Genomic DNA, 17309 nt, shown 5'->3' on the forward strand with positions numbered 1-17309 from the left:
CTTCTCGAGGATCGCAACCCTCGTGAAGTGACGGGTTCCCCGGTTAACCGGGGAACCCGTCACCGCCGCCAGTAGCCGGTGGCGTCCAGGCAGTCCCGGGGGACGGCTCGCTCGTCGGCGAGGAAGCGCCGCACGTCGCGCACGGCGCGGGCCTCGCCGGCGACCCAGCAGAAGGTCGAGCCGTCGGGCCAGGGCAGGTCGCGGATCGTGTCGACCCACGCGTCCGCGCCGTGGACCCAACGGACCTCGACCCCGTCGAGCGCGGGCAGGTCCTGGATGCCGGCGGGAGTGGCGACCTCGATGACGACGTCGGCAGCGACACCGCCGGGCCACTCGTCGAGCAGGCGGGCGATCGCGGGCAGCGCCGTCTCGTCGCCGGCCAACAGGAGCCGGTCGATCCCGGTGGGCACCAGCAGCGACCGTGTGGGCCCGACGATCCACGCGGGGTCGCCGGGCCGGGTGCGACGCGCCCAGCCCGCCGCGAAGCCCCCCTCGTGCAACACGAAGTCGAGGTCGATCTCGCCCGTCACCGGATCGAACCGGCGCGGCGTGTAGTCCTTGGCGACCGGACGCCCACCCGCGCCGCCCCATTCCAGACGATCGGGACCCTGGACCGGCAGCGGCGGCCGGTCGGTGCCCTCGAGAGGCACGAGGAGCTTCACGTGGTCGTCGAACCCGTCGGACCGGAAGGCCGCGGCCGTCCCACCCGCGACCGGGAACTCGCCCAGCTGCTCGCCGGCGAGGGTCACGCGGCGCGTCGTCTCGGTGACGTCGCCGACCCGCACGACTCTCAGCTCGCGCAGGATGGTGGGCCAGGCGATCGCCTCACGGCGGGTGCGCGCCATCAGCCCTTCTTCCCCTCGGCGAAGCCGACGACCGTCCAGTCCAGGTCGGCCAGCGCGGCGGGACCGAAGTTCACCACGAGCGGGTCGACGGCCATCACCGTCGGGATGACCGCGAGCGGCATGATCGAGGCCTGCGAGCGGGCGATCTCGTCGATCTCGGTCACCCGGCCGGCACGCTTGGCCTCGTCCGTCTCGGCGATGGCGGCATCGAACGCGTCGGTGATGGCCTTGGACGCCTTGCCCGTGAAGTTCAGTGGGCTGTCGATCGGGGTGAACAGACGCTTGGCGTCGCCCAGGCCGTACGGCTGGACCTGCCACGCGAAGGTGGTGAGGTCGAAGTCGAGCGGGATGACGACCTTCTCGAAGAACGTCGGGCCGGGCACCTCGCGGACCGTGACCGTGATGCCGACCTCGGAGAGGTCCTCGGCGATCGACTCCGCGCGAATGATCGCGCCCGGCATCGTCGCCGGCACCGGGAGCGTGAGCTCGAGCTGGCGGCCCTTGCGGCGCAGCGGGCCGTCGCCGTCACGGCGCCAGCCGGCCTTCGCGAGCAGCTTCTGCGCCTGCGCCAGGTCACGCTCGCGCGCGAAGTCGCGGTGACCGACCTGGCCCGGCATCAGCACGACGGAGTCCATCGGGACCGCGGTGGTGCCGTAGCGCTTGGAGGTGGCTGCCACGACCTGCTCGATGTCGACCGCCAGCGTGACGGCGCGGCGCACCTCGGCGTCGGCCAGCGGACCCGTGCCGCCGTTGATCGTCAGGTGGGTCCACTCCGAGCCGAGCGAGGCGCGCAGCTCGGCGTCGGTGAGGGCCGAGCGGTTGTCGGGCGTGACAGGTGCGGCCTCGAGCTCGCCGGCGCGGTGGGCGGCCGCGAGGACGTCGGCCTCGCCGATCCGCCACACGATCGAGTCGAGCTTGGGCTGGCGACCCCACCAACGCGGATTGCGCTCGAGGGTGATGGTGCCCGTCCGGCGCTCGATGCCCGAGACGAGGTACGGACCGTTGGCGGACGGAGCCTTGGCCGTCATCGCGCGATTGAACGTGTCGGCGGACTTCGTGTACGCCTTCGGCAGCACCGGGTAGACGGCGGCGGGCCAGTCGGCGTTCGGCTCCTCGAACACGACCTCGTAGGCGAACTTGCCGTCGGCGTCGACGCGCTCGACGTCGTCGAGGGCCGGAGCCCCCGCGGCGGCGAACTCGTCGTCCTGCATGGCGTCGACGTACGAGACCATGTCGGCCGAGGTGATGGAGGTGCCGCCCTGCCAGACGGCCTTCGGGTTCATCTCGACCCGGACGGTGAAGGGATCTCGCTCCACGACCTCGATGCTCGACGCGTAGTCGCGGTCGAGGCTCCAGGAGCCGTCCTGCTCGAAGCGGACGGCGTTGCCGAGCGTGGGCTCGAGGATCTGCGGCGCAGTGCTGGCGACGCCGTCGGAGTGGACGGGATTGAAGGTCGCGGGGAACGACGAGACGCCGACGCGCAGCGTGCCACCCTCGGCGACCTCGGCCTCCTCGGCTGGATGGAGGTCGGCCATCGGCAGCGACTCGGGAGCCTTCGTCGCGCCGGTGTCGTCGGCCTTCTGGTCACCTCCGCCGCCGAAGCAGCCGGCCAGCAGCAGGCCGGACAGTGCCGCGACAGCACAGCGCCGGGCCCCGCGCGAAGCGGGACCCGGCGTGTGGTGAATCACTTGGCGGCGACGACGTTCAGCTTGACCGTCGCGACGACCTCGGGGTGCACGCGGACGGAGACCGTGTGCGCGCCGAGGCTCTTGATCGGGTTGCCGACCTCGATACGACGCTTGTCGACGTTCGCGCCGGCACCCGCGAGGGCGTCGGCGATGTCCGTGACGGTGACGGCGCCGAACAGGCGACCGCCCTGACCGGCCTGGGCCGGGACGCTGATCGCGCCGGACTCGAGGTTGCCCTTGATCGAGCGAGCGGTCTCGAGGTCGTGCACGGCGCGCGCGTCACGCGCGGCCTTGATCGACTCGACCTGCTTGGCCGCGCCCTTCGTCCAACGGATGGCGAAGTTGCGGGGCAGCAGGAAGTTACGGCCGTAGCCGTCCTTGACGTCGACGATGTCGCCGGGCTGGCCGAGGTTCGAGACCTCGTGCGTGAGGATGAGCTTCATCTGTTCTCTAGCTCCTGACTCAGCGACCGCTGGACGTGTAGGGCAGCAGCGCCATCTCGCGCGCGTTCTTGATCGCCTTGGCGATCTGGCGCTGCTCCTGGACGGAGACGCCGGTGACGCGACGGGCGCGGATCTTGCCGCGGTCGGAGATGAACTTCCGCAGCAGTGCGGTGTCCTTGTAGTCGATGGTGGTGACGCCGGCAGCCGCGAGCGGGTTGCTCTTCTTCTTCGGCTTCCGGACAACGGGCTTGGCCATGATGCTCCTGGAAAATGTCTTGCTACGTGTGATGGATCAGAAGGGGGGCTCGTCGGTCGAGCCGCCGGCGTTGCCGCCACCGCCCCAGGGGTCGTTGCCCCCGGCCGGTGCCTGCGGCTGTGCGGGCTGGGCCCACGCGCTGGCGTCGTTGCTCTGAGCAGGCTGCTGGCCGCCACCGAAGCCACCGCCGGCGTTGCCGCCACCGAAGCCTCCGGAGTTGCCGCCGAAACCGCCACCCTGGCCGCCACCGCCACCGGAGGTGCGGGTGACCTGGGCGGTCGCGTTGCGCAGCGACGGGCCGACCTCGTCGACCGTCATCTCGACGCTCGTGCCGCGGCCGCCGTCCTGGCGCTCGTACTCGCGGACCTTGAGCGGGCCGGTCACGATGACGCGGGTGCCCTTGGTGAGCGAGCCGGCGACGTTCTCGGCCAGCTGGCGCCAGGCCGAGCAGCGGATGAACAGCGTGTCGCCGTCCTTCCACTCATTGGTCTGACGGTCGAACGTACGCGACGTCGACGCGACGGTGAAGTCGGCAACTGCCGCGCCCGACGGCGTGAACCGCAATTCGGGATCGCGGGTCAGGTTGCCGACGAGGGTGATGGTGGTTTCGCCTGCCATGGATCAGCCTTCTCTCGAGGTGCTCTCGCGACGAGTCTGTCGGATTCGTGGGACGGTTTCTCACCGTCCACAGAATCACTTCGCGTCGGGACGCGTGACCTTCGTACGGACGACGGACTCGTTCAGCGAGAGCTGACGGTCCAGCTCCTTGACCGAGTCGGGCCCGGCGGACAGACCGATGACGGCGTAGATGCCCTCGGACTTCTTGTTGATCTCGTAGGCAAGACGACGCTTGCCCCAGACGTCGATCGCGTCGACGGAACCGCCGTCGGCGACAACCGTGTTGTTGAGGTAGGTCGTCAGGCTCTTCTCGACGGAACGCTCATCGACGTCCGCATCGAGGATGACCATGACTTCGTACTTGCGCAGTGACACTGCGAGTCTCCTTTGGACTGGGCGGTGACGGGCTTTCCGTCACAGGAGGTGTTGCCTCGAACGGCAACCTCACGAGTCTAGCAGCGGGCCGCGGCGCCGGGGAAATCCCGGCGTCAGGCGCCGCCGATGGCCTCGAGCACGTCGAGCTTCGCGGCCCGGCGCGCCGGCAGCACGGCCGCCAGGATCCCTACCAGCGCCGAGACGACCATGAAGACTCCGAGCGAGCCCACGGGGATGGCCAGGTCCGTGATCCCGTCGTCCGCGAACGCTCGCTGCAGCGTCACCCCGAAGAGCAGCCCGGCCCCGATGCCCAGCACGGCTCCGAGGATCGCGATGACCACGGACTCGAGTCGCACCATGCGCCGCAGCTGCGGCCGGGTGACGCCGACCGCGCGCAGCAGACCGATCTCGCGGGTGCGCTCGATGACGCTGAGCGCGAGGGTGTTGACGATGCCCAGCACCGCGATCACGATCGCCAGGCCCAGCAGGGCGTAGATCAGGTAGAGCAGCGTGTTGACCTGCGCGCGCTGCGCCTCGGTGTACTCCTGCTTGTCCTGCACGACGATCGCCGGGTTGTCGCCGACGGCCCGCTCCAGGTTGCGACGCACGGTGCGCGTTCCTGCGCCCGGCTCGACGTTGACGGCCAGGGACGTGTCGGCGCGCGGAATGCCGGCGGCGACCACCGTCGAGAGCGGGACGACCGCCTGGCCGACGATGTTGCTGTCGGCGTAGATGCCGGTGACCGTGCTGGTCGACTCACCGGAGTTGAAGCCCAGCTGCACGGTGTCGCCGGTCGTGAGGCCGAGGCGCTCGCCGAGGGTCTCGCTCAGGGCGATCGTCGCGTCGGCCAGCGGGGCCTCGCCGTCGACGTACGCCAGGTCGAACACCTCGCCGAACTGCTCGGCCTGGATGGCGGAGGCGAACACCTGGCGGCCGTCGGCCTTGAAGACGACCAGCTGCGACGCGGCGACCTCGGCCACGCCGGGCACCTCGGCCACGCCCGCGGCGATCTTCGCCGAGAACGGCTGGCCGCTGACGTTCTGGACGATGAAGTCGGCCGAGAACTCGCGCTCGACGCCCGCGTCGATGGACTTGTTGATGGAGGCGCCCAGGATCGACATCGTCGTCACCAGCGCCAGGCCGATCATCAGCGCCGAGGCGGTGGCGGCCGTGCGGCGCGGGTTGCGGCGCGCGTTCTGGGCCGCGAGGCGGCCCACCGCACCGAAGATGACGCGGTACACCGCGCCGAAGACCGCGAGCACCGGGATCGCGATGACGGGGCTGCCGAGCGCCACCGCCATCAGCACGCCGAAGATGCCCAGGCCGACCCACACGATGGGGCGCGGCACGTCGAGCCACGAGCCGGCTGCCATCCCGGCGGCTCCGGCCAGCCCGAACAGCAGCGAGATCAGCAGTCGCCACTTCAATGACGACTCGGGCATCGCGACCTCGTCGCGCATCGCCGCGACGGGCGGGACCTTGGCGGCACGACGGGCGGGAATCCAGGCCGCGAGCATCGTGACGAGGACACCCACCGCGTAGGCCGCGACGACCGTGCGGGTCCGGAACACCAGTGCGGTCCCGGACAGGTCGAGCCCGAAGTTGCTGAACAGGACCTTGAGCAGCATGGCCAGGCCGAACCCCATCGCCAGGCCCAGGGTCGAGCCGATCACCCCGATCACGAACGCCTCGGTCAGCACCGAGCGGCTGACCTGGCCACGCGAGGCGCCGAGCGCTCGCAGCAGGGCCAGCTCGCGACTGCGCTGGGCGACCAGGATCGAGAAGGTGTTGACGATCAGGAAGGTGCCGACCACCAGGGCGATCGCGGCGAACACGAGCAGGAAGGTGTTGAGGAAGCCGAGCAGCTGGTCGAACAGGTCCTTGGACTCCTGCGCGACCGCGTCACCCGTGACCGCCTCGGTGCCCTCGGGGATCAGCGGCTCGACCGCGTCGGCCAGCTCCTGCTGGGTGACGCCGGGCGCGGCCTCCATCTGGATGAGGCTGTAGGCGTCCTTGCCGCCGAGGAAGTACTTCTGTGCGCTGAGATCGTCGAACATCACGATCGTCGCTCCGGCGAGCCCACCGGACGCGAAGTCGAAGATGCCGACCAGCTCGACCTCGAGGATCGGCGGGTCCGCTGGCATCGCCAGCTTCATCGTGTCGCCGACGCCGTAGCCGGCGACCTGGGCCGAGCGGGAGTCGAGTGCGATCTCTCCGTCGGCGGCCGGCATCCGCCCGCTGGTCCACTCGAGCATCTGCTTGCCGGCGGCGTTGGGGACGGGGTCGCCCTGTCCCGCGTTGAGGGCGATCGTGGGCGCGCCCGTCCCGCCGAGCAGCTTGTTGTCGCGCCTGATCACGAACAGGCCGGTGCCGTTCACCGTGCCCTCGGCCCGCTCGACCTGGGGCAGGGCCGCGACCTCGGCCACCAGCGAGGACGGCACCGAGCGGGCGTCGCGGTTCACGCCGACGGCGAGCGCGTCGTCATCGGACGTGACGGGACGGACCGCGACGTCGGTGACGACGCCGTTGGCGATCTCGTCGAAGCTGCGCCCGATCGTGTCGGTGAAGACGAGGGACCCCGACAGGAACGCGATGCCCAGGACGATCGCGAAGGCGCTCAGCAGGAGGCGCAGCTTGCGCGCCACCAGGTTGCGCCAGGTGACCTTCCGCACGTCACGCGCCCATCCGGCGCTGGACGACACTCATGCGCTCGAGCACCTTCTCGGCCGTGGGGTGGCGCAGCTCGGACACGACGCGGCCGTCGGCCAGGTAGACGACGCGATCGGTGTAGCTGGCGGCCGTCGGGTCGTGGGTGACCATGACGATCGTCTGCCCGAACTCGTCCACGCTGCGGCGCAGGAACGACAGCACCTCGGCGCCCGAGGTGGAGTCCAGGTTGCCGGTCGGCTCATCGGCGAACACGATCGAGGGCCGGCTGACCAGGGCGCGGGCACACGCGACACGCTGCTGCTGGCCGCCGGACATCTCGTTGGGGCGGTGCTTGAGGCGGTCGGCCAGACCGACGGCCTCGATGACGGTGGCGTACCACCTGGGGTCGGGCTTGCGGCCCGCGATCGTGAGCGGCAACAGGATGTTCTCCTCGGCCGTCAGCGTCGGCACCAGGTTGAACGCCTGGAAGACGAACCCGATCTTCTCGCGGCGCATGACCGTGAGCGCCTTGTCGTCGAGCTTGGCCAGAGCGGTGTCACCGATCGTGACGCGGCCGCCGTCGGGCTTGTCGAGCGCCGCCATGCAGTGCATGAGCGTGGACTTGCCCGAGCCGGACGGCCCCATGACCGCGGTGAACTCCCCCTGGTAGATCTCGATGGAGACGCCGTCGAGTGCCTTCACCTGGGCGTCGCCCTTGCCGTAGGTCTTGGCGAGGTCGTACGCGTGGGCCGCGACGGGTTTGTCCATGGGTCGAGCCTAGGGGAACGATCCCCGCTCGCAGCCAAGATGTCACTGAGAGTTACACGATCTCGGCAGACCCGCCCCACAAGTCGACTCGTGCATCAGCGTCGTGGCCCACGAGCTCGTCGATCCGGTCCAGCTCCTCGGCGGTGAAGTCCGTGTTCACGGCGGCTGCGACGTTCTCGTCCAGCTGCTTCGTGCTGGAGGCGCCGATGAGCGCGGACGTCGCCGCCCCGGGTCGCAGCACCCACGCGATCGCGAGCTGGGCCAGGGTCTGGCCTCGTTCGCGGGCGACGTCGGCGAGGCCGCGCAGCCGGTCGCGGTTGGCCTCCACGACCGAGTCGTCGAACGAGCTGCGTCCGCCCGCCCGCTCGACCGGCTCGTCGCCGAGGTAGCGGTCGGTCAGCAGGCCCTGGGCCAGCGGCGTGAACGCGATCGAGCCCATGCCCGTGTCCTCGAGGGTGTCGAGCAGCTCGTCCTCGACCCACCGGTTGACCATGGAGTAGGCGGGCTGGTGGATCACGAGCGGTGTGCCCAGGTCGACGGCGACCTCGGCGGCACGCCGGGTGCGCTCGGCCGAGTAGGACGAGATGCCGACGTACAGCGCCTTGCCCTGGCGAACCGCGGTGTCGAGCGCGCCGACCGTCTCCTCGACGGGCGTGTCCGGGTCGGCGCGGTGCGAGTAGAAGATGTCGACGTGGTCGAGCCCCATGCGCTGCAGGGAGGCATCGAGGCTGGAGAGCAGGTACTTGCGCGACCCCAGGAATCCGTAGGGCCCGGGCCACATGTCCCAGCCGGCCTTCGTCGAGATGATCAGCTCGTCGCGGTACGGCCTGAAGTCGCCGCGCATCATGCGACCGAAGTTCTCCTCGGCCGAGCCGGGCGGGGGTCCGTAGTTGTTCGCCAGGTCGAAGTGCGTGATGCCGAGGTCGAACGCGTGACGCAGCACCTCGCGCTGGGTGTCGAACGTGCGGTTGTCGCCGAAGTTCCACCACAGGCCCAGGCTGATCGGGGGCAGCAGCAGTCCGGACCGGCCGACGCGGCGGTACTCGAGGTCCTGGTACCGGTCGGCGTCCGCCTGCCACGGACGATGGGTCTCGGCGACGCGCTTCCTGGTCCAGTCGGTGCTCATGGGATCCACCGTAAGGCGCGACCCCCGACCTCCGCCCGCTGCGCGGCCTCGGGTGCCGACCGCTGGCTGACCTCCACTTTTGGTGCGCTGTTACGCCTCGCTCGCCCATCCGGCCGCAATCCCGCACCAAAAGTGCTGGTCGGTGCCGGGCGCCCAGAGGCCGCCGCCGGTCAGATGACGCGGGTGATGTCGACCTCGACGGTGGTGCTGACATCGCCGTCGGTCGCGTAGATGCCGCGCAGGTTCGGGACGTCGTCGAAGTCGCGGCCGCGCGAGACGATGATGTGCCGCTCGCCGGGCACCTCGGCGCCCGTGACGTCCCAGCCCACCCAGCGGCCGTCCCACCACTCGAGCCACGCGTGCGGCTCGACGGTGACGATGGCGTCGAGCTCGGGCTCGGCGTCCGGATGGACGTAGCCCGCGACGAAGCGCGCGGGGATCCGGGCATGGCGCAGCGCGCCGATCGCGACGTGGGCGATGTCGTGCGTGACGCCCGCGCCGTCCGTCCACGTCTGCTCGGCGGTGGCGCTGGCGTGGGTGGCCGCGACGAGCCGCGAGATGCTCTGGCGCACCAGCTCGCACACGGCCGCGACGTAGTCGGCCGGCGTGGCCGACGACTCGCGCAGCTCGTCGAGCCGGGCGACCAGCTCGGGCGCGGGACGGACCTTGTCCTGCTGGTGGACGAACTCGCAGTACCGGTCGAGCGTGGAGGGGTCGAGGTCGTCCCAGCCGATCGACTCACCGACCGCGGGACGCTCGGCGGTGTCGACGGTCGAGGTGGCGACGACCGTCAGCTCCTCGTGCGGGTCGGTGACCTCGAAGGCCACGACGGTCGAGCCCCAGTAGTCGCGGTACTCCTGCGACCACGCCGTGGGCGTGATCTCGAGGCGCGAGCGGCGAACGTACTGCTCGGCGGTGGTCTGGGGCGTCAGCCGCGCCTCGCTGTACGACGCCGAGGTCGGCTCGGAGTAGGTGTACGTCGTCGCGTGCCGGACGCGCATGCGCATGCTCATGCCGGCACCCCCGCGAAGCGGCGACGATACGGCGGCACCGGCATGACGTACCCCGCGTTCACTCGCTGACGCTCACTCACAGCGACACCCTCCCCTTCCAGGAGTGCCAGTCCTCCTGGGCGAAGTACCGCGACGTGATGGCGTCGCTCGCGGCGGCGCACGCGCGCTGGATGCGCTCCATCTCGAGCGGCATCGTCTCGATGATCTCGCCCAGGGGGCGGTACTCGATCTCGGTGCGGGCACGTCCCAGCAGGCGCAGGGCCTCGTCCGAGAAGCCGGCCCGGCGGCCCGCCACGTCGAGCCGCGACAGGGCGCGCTCGGCCTCGCTCAGGCTGGACACCAGGGACCGCGGGAACCACCGGTCGAGCAGCAGGTACTCGGCCGCCGCGCTGTCGCGCTCGATGCCGCGGTAGGTGCGCAGGAAGCTCTCGTAGCCTCCGCAGGCCCGCAGCGTGTTCGGCCAGGCGATGCCCGTGCCACCCGCGCTGGCCGCGGTCGACAGCAGCCGCGCGGTCATGTCCGTGCGCTCGATGCTGCGGCCCAGCGTGTAGAAGTACCAGCTCTGGTCGCGCGGCATGGAATCGTCGGCCGTGCCCGAGATCATCGCGGTCCGACGGCGCACCCAGTTGAACATCTCGACCGGGCGCATCGACGTGGCCGCGGGAACGCCCTGCCACGTCGTGTTGATGGCGGACCAGACGTCGGTGGAGAGCACCTCGCGCGCACTGCGCGCCGCCTCGCGCATCGAGCCGATGACGGCGGCGATCGACGTGGGCGACTTCAGGTCGTAGGCCAGCAGGTCGAGCATCGACCAGCGGTTCGGTACGCCACCGAAGTCCTCGATGCCCATCACGGCGAACAGTTGCGCGCAGCTGGTGACCTCGTCGGTGGCGGGGTCCTCGACCAGGACCTGCATCTGCACGTCCAGCAGGCGGGCGGTGTCGTCGGCCCGCTCGAGGTAGCGGCCGATCCAGAAGAGCGACTCGGCGATCCGGCTGAGCATCACGCCTCCTTCACCGGCGCGGCGATCGGCGCCATCGTCTGGCCCTGGGTGAGCGGCTCGAGGTCGTCGTCGGGCTCCTCGATCGGCTCGGTCGGCCGCGCCAGCACCCACGTGTCCTTGGAGCCGCCACCACGACTGGAGTTCACGATCAGCTCGCCCTCGGGCAGGGCGACGCGCGTCAGGCCTCCGGGCAGCACCCACACGTCGTCGCCGTCGTTGACCGCGAAGGGACGCAGGTCGACGTGGCGGGGCCGGATCCCGTCCTCGACCAGCGTGGGAACGGTGGACAGCGACATGACGGGCTGGGCGATCCAGTCGCGCGGGTTCGCGATGACCTTGCCGCGCAACTCGTCCAGCTCCTCGCTGGTGGCGGCGGGGCCGATCACGATGCCCTTGCCGCCGGAGCCGTCGACCGGCTTGAGCACGAGCTCGTGGAGTCGGTCGAGGACCTCCTCGCGCTGGTCGGCGTCACCGCAGCGCCACGTGTCGACGTTGTGCAGGATCGGCTCCTCCGCCAGGTAGTAGCGGATGAGGTCGGGCACGTAGGTGTAGAGCAGCTTGTCGTCGGCCACGCCGTTGCCGACGGCGTTCGCGATCGTCACGTTGCCCGCGCGAGCGGCGTTGATGAGACCGGGAACGCCCAGCGCGGAGTCGGGACGGAACGACAGCGGATCGAGGAAGTCGTCGTCGATCCGGCGGTAGATCACGTGCACCGGCGCGAGGCCGTCGGTCGTGCGCATCATGACGCGACCGCCGTGGCAGACGAGGTCGCGCCCCTCCACCAGCTCGACGCCCATCGTGCGCGCCAGCAGGGTGTGCTCGAAGTACGCCGAGTTGTAGACGCCGGGCGTCAGCACCACGACCGTGGGATCGCTGACGCCTGCCGGCGCCGCCGCGCGCAGCGCCGACAGCAACTGGCGCGAGTACCGCGCGACGGGACGGATGCGATGGTTCGCGAACACCTCGGGCAGTCCGCCGGACATCGCGCGCCGGTTGGTCATGACGTACGAGACGCCGGACGGGACGCGCGCGTTGTCCTCGAGGACCCGGAAGTCGCCGTTGCCGTCGCGGATCAGGTCGATGCCCGAGACGTGGATGCGCACGCCGTTCGCGGGCTCGAGGCCGGCGACGACGCGGTGGTAGTGCGAGGACGTGACGACGGTCTCGCGTGGGACCACGCCGTCGCGGAAGAGCTCGCCGGCGCCGTACGCATCGGCGAGGAACGCCTCGAGCGCCTTGACCCGCTGCTTCACCCCGGCCTCGACCTCGTCCCACGCGTCGGCCTCGATGATGCGCGGCACGATGTCCAGCGGGAAGGGTCGCTCCTCGCCGGCGACACCGAAGGTGATGCCCTGCTCGAGGTAGGAGGAGGCCAGTCCCTCGGCGCGCTGGCGCACCTCGTCGGAGGCCATCTCGCCGAACGCGGCGTGCACCGCGGAGTAGAGATCCCGCAGGCCCGACTCGCCGTACATCTCGTCGTAGCCCGCGACTGGTCCGTATCCCTCGAACAGCTGCGCCTGGGTCACGCGTCCACCCTAGGGGCGAATTGTCTCGCGCACGTTTCGACGAACGACAGTGCCTGAAACGCCCTCTGCCGGTTACGATTCGAACCGGAGAGGGGCGCGCCCATGACCGCTGGTGACGTCTTGGTGCTCAACGCGAGCTACGAACCGCTGCAGCGCGTGTCCCTGCGCCACGCCATCAAGATGCTGGTGCGCGAGGTCGCGGTCATCGAGGAGTCCCACGACGAGTCGTTCGGGCCGTTCCCCAAGCCGAAGGTGCTGCGCCTCGTCCGCTACGTCGTGACGCGCTGGATGCACCGCCGCAGCCACCTGTGCACGAAGAGCGCGATCAAGGCCCGTGACCGGGCCTGCGCCTACTGCGGCGGGTCGGCCGAGACCGTCGACCACGTCATCCCGCGCTCACGCGGCGGCACGCTCACCTGGGAGAACGCCGTCGCCGCCTGCCTGCGGTGCAACCACAAGAAGGGCAACCGCACCCCGGTCGAGGCCGGGATGCAACTGCTCATCACGCCGGCGCGGCCGACCTCGTTCGTGGCCTGATCCCTACGCCGGCGCGCGAGACGGGTGGCCGTCAGAGACCGACGGACTCGTAGATCTCGTCGAGCTCGTCGAGGTACGCGCCCTCGTCCTGGCCGGCCCGCTCGTACGCCGCCATCGCCTTGGCCTGGATCATCTCGGCGACCTCCTCGTAGCGCGCGTTCCACTTCTCGGCCTCGATCTGCCAGTAGCCGCACGTGTAGAACGCGGCCTGGGGCCAGCCGAGTCCGCGTCGCAGGTGCTTGCGCACGGCACGGCTGGCACGCGCCTCGCCCGCGAGCCAGACGTAGTGCCCGGACCAGTCGGCGGGCAGGTCGCGACCCGTCACCGCCTTTTCGAGGGCGTTGGGGATCAGGTGCTCGTCCTCGACGACCTCCCAGTGGGCGTGCACGTCGGCGGCCGACGGCAACGGCACCTCGTCCGCGGCGTCGGCGACGACGATGTGGGCCTCGACGACGACACCGGGATCGAGCTCACGCAGGATCCTGGCGAGCGCGGGCACACCCGTGATGTCGCACACCAGCAGCTGGTGACGCGCGTCGGCCGCGGGACGGTAGAGGCCGTGCGGCTCGATGATGCCGACCTGGTCGCCGGGCTCGCACGTGCGCGCCCAGTCCGAGCCCGCACCCTGCTCGTGCAGCGCGATGTCGACGTCGACGCGCACGTCGCCCTCGACGACCCGGTGGTCCGAGATCGTGTAGACGCGCGGCACGAGCGGCTCGGCGCCCTCAGGGTAGGAGTACGAGAAGTCCTCGTTGATGGTCGGCAGCGCGATCGGGGCGCCGGGCCGCGCCGGCAGCAGCAGCCGCACGTACTCGTCGGGGATCCCCGTCGACTTCCACCCCGCGATCCCGCCCAGCGTGATGGAGACGAGATGTGGCGTGAGCACTCGGCGACCCAGGACGGTCGCGGCAAAGGTCTTCACGGGTTCCCCTTCGATTGACGGCCCCCACCGGTCGGCGGTCGGGCCCCACCGGAGCAACGCCGGTTAGGCCAGCCTAACAACACTCGTTGGATAGCCTCAAGGGCGTGACCATCCGCGTACGTCCCATCTCCCCCGAGGAGCACCTCGCCTTCGTCGCCACCCGGGGCACGGCGAGCTTCCTGCAGACCCCGGCGTGGGCCGCGGTGAAGGCCGAGTGGCGAGGTGAGTCCCTCGGCTGGTTCGACGGCGACCGGCTCGTCGGCGCCGGGCTGGTGCTCTACCGCCAGGTGCCCAAGGTGAAGCGCTACCTGGCCTACCTGCCCGAGGGTCCCGTGCTCGACTGGAGCGGTGACGTCGCCGCGGCCCTGTCCGCGCTGCGCGACCACCTCAAGGCGAACGGAGCCTTCGGCATCCGCATCGGCCCGCCCGCCGTCCTTCGCCGCTGGGAGGCCGCCACCCTCAAGGCCGCGCTGGCCGACGACGTGCTCACCCGCCTGGGCGACGTGCCCGCGGACCACCGCGACGAGCGGGCGATCGCGCTCGCGGACACGCTGACGTCGCTGGGGTGGCGCGAGCAGGCCGCCGAGGGCGGCTTCTCGGCGGGCCAGCCGAAGTACAACTTCCAGGTCCCACTGGCGGGTCGCTCCGAGGACGACGTCCTGGCCGGCATGAACCAGCTGTGGCGCCGCAACATCCGCAAGGCGGCGAAGCAGGGCGTCGAGGTCACACTCGGCACGCGCGACGACCTGGTGGAGTTCCACCGCGTGTACGTCGAGACCGCCGAGCGCGACCATTTCACGCCGCGCCCGCTCGCGTACTTCCAGACCATGTGGGACGCCATGACCGCCGAGGACCCGCAGCGGCTGCGGCTGTACCTGGCCCGCCACGAGGGCGACCTGGTCGCCGCGACCACGCTCGTGCAGGTCGGCACGCACGCCTGGTACTCCTACGGCGCGTCCACCACGGCCAAGCGCGAGGTGCGCGGCTCGAACGCGATCCAGTGGCAGATGATCCGCGACTCGCTCGCCGGCGGCGCCGAGGTCTACGACATGCGCGGGATCACCGACACCCTCGACACCGACGACTCGCACGTCGGGCTGCTGCAGTTCAAGGTCGGCACCGGCGGCGAGGCCGTCGAGTACCTCGGCGAGTGGGACCTGCCGATCAGTCGTCCGCTGTACGCCGCCTTCACGGCGTACATGAAGCGCCGCGGCTGAGCCGCCTCCCCGCCCGCGCCGGGCGCCCTGGGGGCCGGCCGCTGGTCAGCCCCCGCCCCCCACTTTTGGTGCGATATTCCGTCTCACACCGCCGACCGAGCGTAATCCTGTTCCAAAAGTGGGGGGCGGAGCGGGCGGGACGGCGGCCAGGGGCGACCGGTGGCGGGGACGGGTGCGAGATGATGGGTCCATGGCGTTCGACCTGTTCATCCGCGCCGCCGACTGGCGGGCCCACCTCACCTCGACGCGCGACGCCCACCCCGGCCTCGTGCCGGTCGTCAAGGGCAACGGATACGGACTGGGTCGCCAGCGCCTCGCCGGGGAGTCGTTCCGGCTCGGCGCCGACCTCATCGCCGTGGGCACGTACGAGGAGGCGGCCGAGCTGCTCGGCGCCTTCCCCGGCGACGTTCAGGTGCTCACGCCGTGGCGCCCCTTCTCACCGCGGGTCGCCGATCCGCGCCTGATCCACACCGTCAGCCGGGTGAAGGACGTCACCGCCCTCGCCCAGCGACTGCCCGGAGCGCGGGTCGTCGTGGAGGCGGTCACGTCGATGGCGCGCCACGGGCTGGACCGGCACAGCCTCGCCGAGGCGGCGCGCCGGATCGCCGCGTCGGGTCTGGTCATCGAGGGCCTCGCGATCCACCTGCCGATGGCCGGCGGCAACCTGGCCGAGGCGCGCACGTGGTGTGCGGTCCTCGAGGCCTCGGCGCTGGAGACGACCACGGTGTTCGCCTCCCACCTGACGCTGGCCGAGCTCGAGCAGCTGCGCTCCGAGCGACCCAACCTGACCATCCGACCGCGCGTGGGGACGGCGCTGTGGCTGGGCCGGCTCGACACGCTGCAGGTCCGCTCGACCGTGCTCGACGTGCACACGGTCCAGCGCGGCGAGCGCGTGGGCTACCGCCAGGGACGCGTCCCCCGGGCCGGCCACCTGCTGGTCGTCGCGGGTGGCACCAGCCACGGCATCGGGCTGGAGGCACCCCGCGCGGTCGCGGGCGTCGCGGGACGGGGCAAGGCGGTCGCGAAGGGCGGCCTCGCGGCGGCCGGGCTGTCGCTCTCGCCCTTCACCGTCGACGGCCGCCAGCGCTGGTTCGTCGAGCCGCCGCACATGCAGGCCAGCATGATCCTGCTGCCCGAGGGGTCGGCGGTGCCGTCGGTCGGCGACACGCTCGCGGCACAGGTCCGGTACACGATCGCCGCGTTCGACGCCGTCACCGAGGTCTGAGCACCGCCGTTCATCCGGCCGCTCGGAGCGGGGCCCGGTGGCATGCTGGCGCAGGAGGTGCCGCCATGCGCCGCGAGCCGCTGACCGCCATCGTGCTGGTCGCGGTCGTCCCGGCCCGCTTGGCCGCGCGGGGTGCGTCGGTCGCCTCGGACGGCACCGAGGCCACACCGGGCGACTCGGCTCCGGCCCGCTCACTGCGCGGTCCCGAGGTGACACTGGCCTTCGCCGGTGACGTGCACTTCGAAGGACGACTGGCTGGCCTCGTCGGCCGGCCGGGCAGCACGCTCGGTGCCCTGTCCCCGGCCCTGCGCGAGGCCGACGTCGCGATGGTCAACCTCGAGACCGCGCTGACCACGCGCGGGCAGCCGGCTCGCAAGGAGCTCGAGTCCCCGTCGGCGCGGTACTGGTTCCGCACCGCTCCGGCAGCGCTGCGGGTACTGGCCCGGTCCGGGGTCGACGTCGTCTCGATGGCGAACAACCACGCCGCCGACTTCGGTCGCGTGGGGCTGGGCGATGCACTGCGTGCCGGTCGGCGAGGTCCCGTCGCGGTCGTGGGCGTCGGCAGGGACGCCGCACAGGCGTTCCGGCCGTTCGAGACCACCGTGAACGGCACCTCCGTCGCCGTCCTGGCCGCCGATGCCTCCGTCCGGGAGAGCCGTGACGCGATCTGGGCGGCAACGCCGCGCACCGTCGGCATCGCCGCGGCACGCACGACTCGCCGGGAGCGGCTCCTGCGGGCGGTGCGCGCCGCAGCCGCAGGAGCCGACCTCGTCGTGGTCTACCTGCACTGGGGCACCGACAGCGCCGTCTGCGCCACGGCTGACCAGGTGTCGCTCGCCCGGGCGCTGGCCGACGCGGGGGCCGACGTCGTCGTGGGCTCCCACTCCCACACCCTGCTGGCCAGCGGACTGCTCGGCGACACCTACGTGAACTACGGCCTCGGGAACTTCCTCTGGTACCACGGCCGCAACGCCGACACGGGGGTGCTGCGACTGCGGTTCGAGGGCGACCGACTGGTCGACGAGGAATGGGTGCCCGGCTCCACCCCGCAGCGTGGCGGTCCGCCCCGCGCCCTGGCCGGTGCGCCCGCCGCCGAGG

General features: G+C 71.2%; 17 protein-coding genes. 4 read left to right on the plus strand and 13 right to left on the minus strand.

The genetic code is table 11. The features are described from left to right. Positions 1–59 precede the first annotated feature (59 nt). The 12 genes from RT323_RS12455 to RT323_RS12510 form a co-directional block, all read right to left on the minus strand. Positions 60–845 carry a siderophore-interacting protein gene (locus RT323_RS12455; protein ID WP_313408888.1) on the minus strand — a complete coding sequence of 262 codons (786 nt, stop codon included), beginning with the start codon at positions 843–845 and terminating at the stop codon, positions 60–62. Further along, positions 845–2533: an ABC transporter family substrate-binding protein gene (locus tag RT323_RS12460; RefSeq protein ID WP_313408890.1), complete on the minus strand. Its 1689-nt coding sequence runs from the start codon at positions 2531–2533 to the stop codon at positions 845–847. Before RT323_RS12460 ends, RT323_RS12455 begins: the two co-directional genes overlap by 1 nt. Next, on the minus strand, positions 2530–2976 hold the full coding sequence (gene rplI, locus RT323_RS12465; protein WP_313408893.1) for a 50S ribosomal protein L9: 447 nt from the start codon (positions 2974–2976) through the stop codon (positions 2530–2532). The genes RT323_RS12460 and rplI overlap by 4 nt, the downstream gene beginning before the upstream one ends. Before the next feature lie 19 nt (positions 2977–2995). Beyond that, positions 2996–3232 carry a 30S ribosomal protein S18 gene (gene rpsR / locus RT323_RS12470; protein WP_067861076.1) on the minus strand — a complete coding sequence of 79 codons (237 nt, stop codon included), beginning with the start codon at positions 3230–3232 and terminating at the stop codon, positions 2996–2998. A gap of 36 nt (positions 3233–3268) precedes the next feature. Next, the gene (locus RT323_RS12475) at positions 3269–3850 is read right to left on the minus strand and encodes a single-stranded DNA-binding protein (RefSeq protein WP_313408912.1); all 582 of its coding nucleotides are present in this window, start codon (positions 3848–3850) and stop codon (positions 3269–3271) included. A 75-nt stretch (positions 3851–3925) separates the two neighbouring features. After that, positions 3926–4219, minus strand: coding sequence for a 30S ribosomal protein S6 (gene rpsF / locus RT323_RS12480; protein ID WP_313408940.1), 294 nt, complete (start codon positions 4217–4219; stop codon positions 3926–3928). A 119-nt stretch (positions 4220–4338) separates the two neighbouring features. Continuing rightward, on the minus strand, positions 4339–6927 hold the full coding sequence (locus RT323_RS12485) for an FtsX-like permease family protein (RefSeq protein ID WP_313408915.1): 2589 nt from the start codon (positions 6925–6927) through the stop codon (positions 4339–4341). Then, positions 6899–7642, minus strand: a complete 744-nt coding sequence (locus tag RT323_RS12490) for an ABC transporter ATP-binding protein (protein ID WP_313408918.1) — start codon at positions 7640–7642, stop codon at positions 6899–6901. The genes RT323_RS12485 and RT323_RS12490 overlap by 29 nt, the downstream gene beginning before the upstream one ends. Positions 7643–7694: 52 nt before the next feature. Beyond that, on the minus strand, positions 7695–8768 hold the full coding sequence (gene mgrA / locus RT323_RS12495) for an L-glyceraldehyde 3-phosphate reductase (RefSeq protein ID WP_313408920.1): 1074 nt from the start codon (positions 8766–8768) through the stop codon (positions 7695–7697). A gap of 170 nt (positions 8769–8938) precedes the next feature. Beyond that, positions 8939–9781 (minus strand): transglutaminase family protein, encoded by an 843-nt coding sequence (locus RT323_RS12500; RefSeq protein ID WP_313408922.1) that lies wholly within the window; start codon positions 9779–9781, stop codon positions 8939–8941. A 76-nt stretch (positions 9782–9857) separates the two neighbouring features. Next, positions 9858–10784, minus strand: coding sequence for an alpha-E domain-containing protein (locus RT323_RS12505; RefSeq protein ID WP_313408923.1), 927 nt, complete (start codon positions 10782–10784; stop codon positions 9858–9860). Then, positions 10784–12256 (minus strand): circularly permuted type 2 ATP-grasp protein, encoded by a 1473-nt coding sequence (locus RT323_RS12510; protein WP_396172345.1) that lies wholly within the window; start codon positions 12254–12256, stop codon positions 10784–10786. The genes RT323_RS12505 and RT323_RS12510 overlap by 1 nt, the downstream gene beginning before the upstream one ends. 156 nt (positions 12257–12412) lie before the next feature. Here RT323_RS12510 and RT323_RS12515 point away from each other — a divergent pair, with 156 nt between their 5' ends. Next, complete coding sequence (locus RT323_RS12515; protein WP_313408929.1) at positions 12413–12847, plus strand: HNH endonuclease; 435 nt, start codon at positions 12413–12415, stop codon at positions 12845–12847. A 31-nt stretch (positions 12848–12878) separates the two neighbouring features. On the opposite strand, the gene RT323_RS12520 is transcribed toward RT323_RS12515, so the two are convergent. After that, entirely contained in the window at positions 12879–13769 is an 891-nt protein-coding gene (locus RT323_RS12520) for a siderophore-interacting protein (RefSeq protein WP_313408931.1), read from the minus strand. A 104-nt stretch (positions 13770–13873) separates the two neighbouring features. Between RT323_RS12520 and RT323_RS12525 the strand changes: the two genes are divergently transcribed. The 3 genes from RT323_RS12525 to RT323_RS12535 form a co-directional block, all read left to right on the plus strand. Continuing rightward, complete coding sequence (locus tag RT323_RS12525) at positions 13874–14986, plus strand: peptidoglycan bridge formation glycyltransferase FemA/FemB family protein (RefSeq protein WP_313408933.1); 1113 nt, start codon at positions 13874–13876, stop codon at positions 14984–14986. A gap of 190 nt (positions 14987–15176) precedes the next feature. Beyond that, complete coding sequence (locus RT323_RS12530; protein ID WP_313408935.1) at positions 15177–16211, plus strand: alanine racemase; 1035 nt, start codon at positions 15177–15179, stop codon at positions 16209–16211. Between the two features lie 65 nt (positions 16212–16276). Beyond that, on the plus strand, positions 16277–17309 hold a 1033-nt coding region (locus RT323_RS12535; RefSeq protein WP_313408937.1), incomplete at its 3' end, for a CapA family protein.

It is taken from the genome of Aeromicrobium sp., from assembly GCF_032084975.1.
Taxonomy (GTDB): domain Bacteria; phylum Actinomycetota; class Actinomycetes; order Propionibacteriales; family Nocardioidaceae; genus Aeromicrobium.

Excerpts from the sequence above, each read along its gene's own strand:
- RT323_RS12505 (WP_313408923.1), bottom strand. The coding sequence starts at position 10,784 with ATGCTCAGCCGGATCGCCGAGTCGCTCTTCTGGATCGGCCGCTACCTC.
- RT323_RS12510 (WP_396172345.1), bottom strand. The coding sequence starts at position 12,256 with ATGTACGGCGAGTCGGGCCTGCGGGATCTCTACTCCGCGGTGCACGCC.
- rpsR (WP_067861076.1), bottom strand. The coding sequence starts at position 3,232 with ATGGCCAAGCCCGTTGTCCGGAAGCCGAAGAAGAAGAGCAACCCGCTC.
- mgrA (WP_313408920.1), bottom strand. The coding sequence starts at position 8,768 with ATGAGCACCGACTGGACCAGGAAGCGCGTCGCCGAGACCCATCGTCCG.
- rplI (WP_313408893.1), bottom strand. The coding sequence starts at position 2,976 with ATGAAGCTCATCCTCACGCACGAGGTCTCGAACCTCGGCCAGCCCGGC.
- RT323_RS12515 (WP_313408929.1), top strand. The coding sequence starts at position 12,413 with ATGACCGCTGGTGACGTCTTGGTGCTCAACGCGAGCTACGAACCGCTG.
- RT323_RS12455 (WP_313408888.1), bottom strand. The coding sequence starts at position 845 with ATGGCGCGCACCCGCCGTGAGGCGATCGCCTGGCCCACCATCCTGCGC.
- RT323_RS12490 (WP_313408918.1), bottom strand. The coding sequence starts at position 7,642 with ATGGACAAACCCGTCGCGGCCCACGCGTACGACCTCGCCAAGACCTAC.
- RT323_RS12475 (WP_313408912.1), bottom strand. The coding sequence starts at position 3,850 with ATGGCAGGCGAAACCACCATCACCCTCGTCGGCAACCTGACCCGCGAT.
- RT323_RS12500 (WP_313408922.1), bottom strand. The coding sequence starts at position 9,781 with ATGAGCATGCGCATGCGCGTCCGGCACGCGACGACGTACACCTACTCC.
- RT323_RS12530 (WP_313408935.1), top strand. The coding sequence starts at position 15,177 with ATGGCGTTCGACCTGTTCATCCGCGCCGCCGACTGGCGGGCCCACCTC.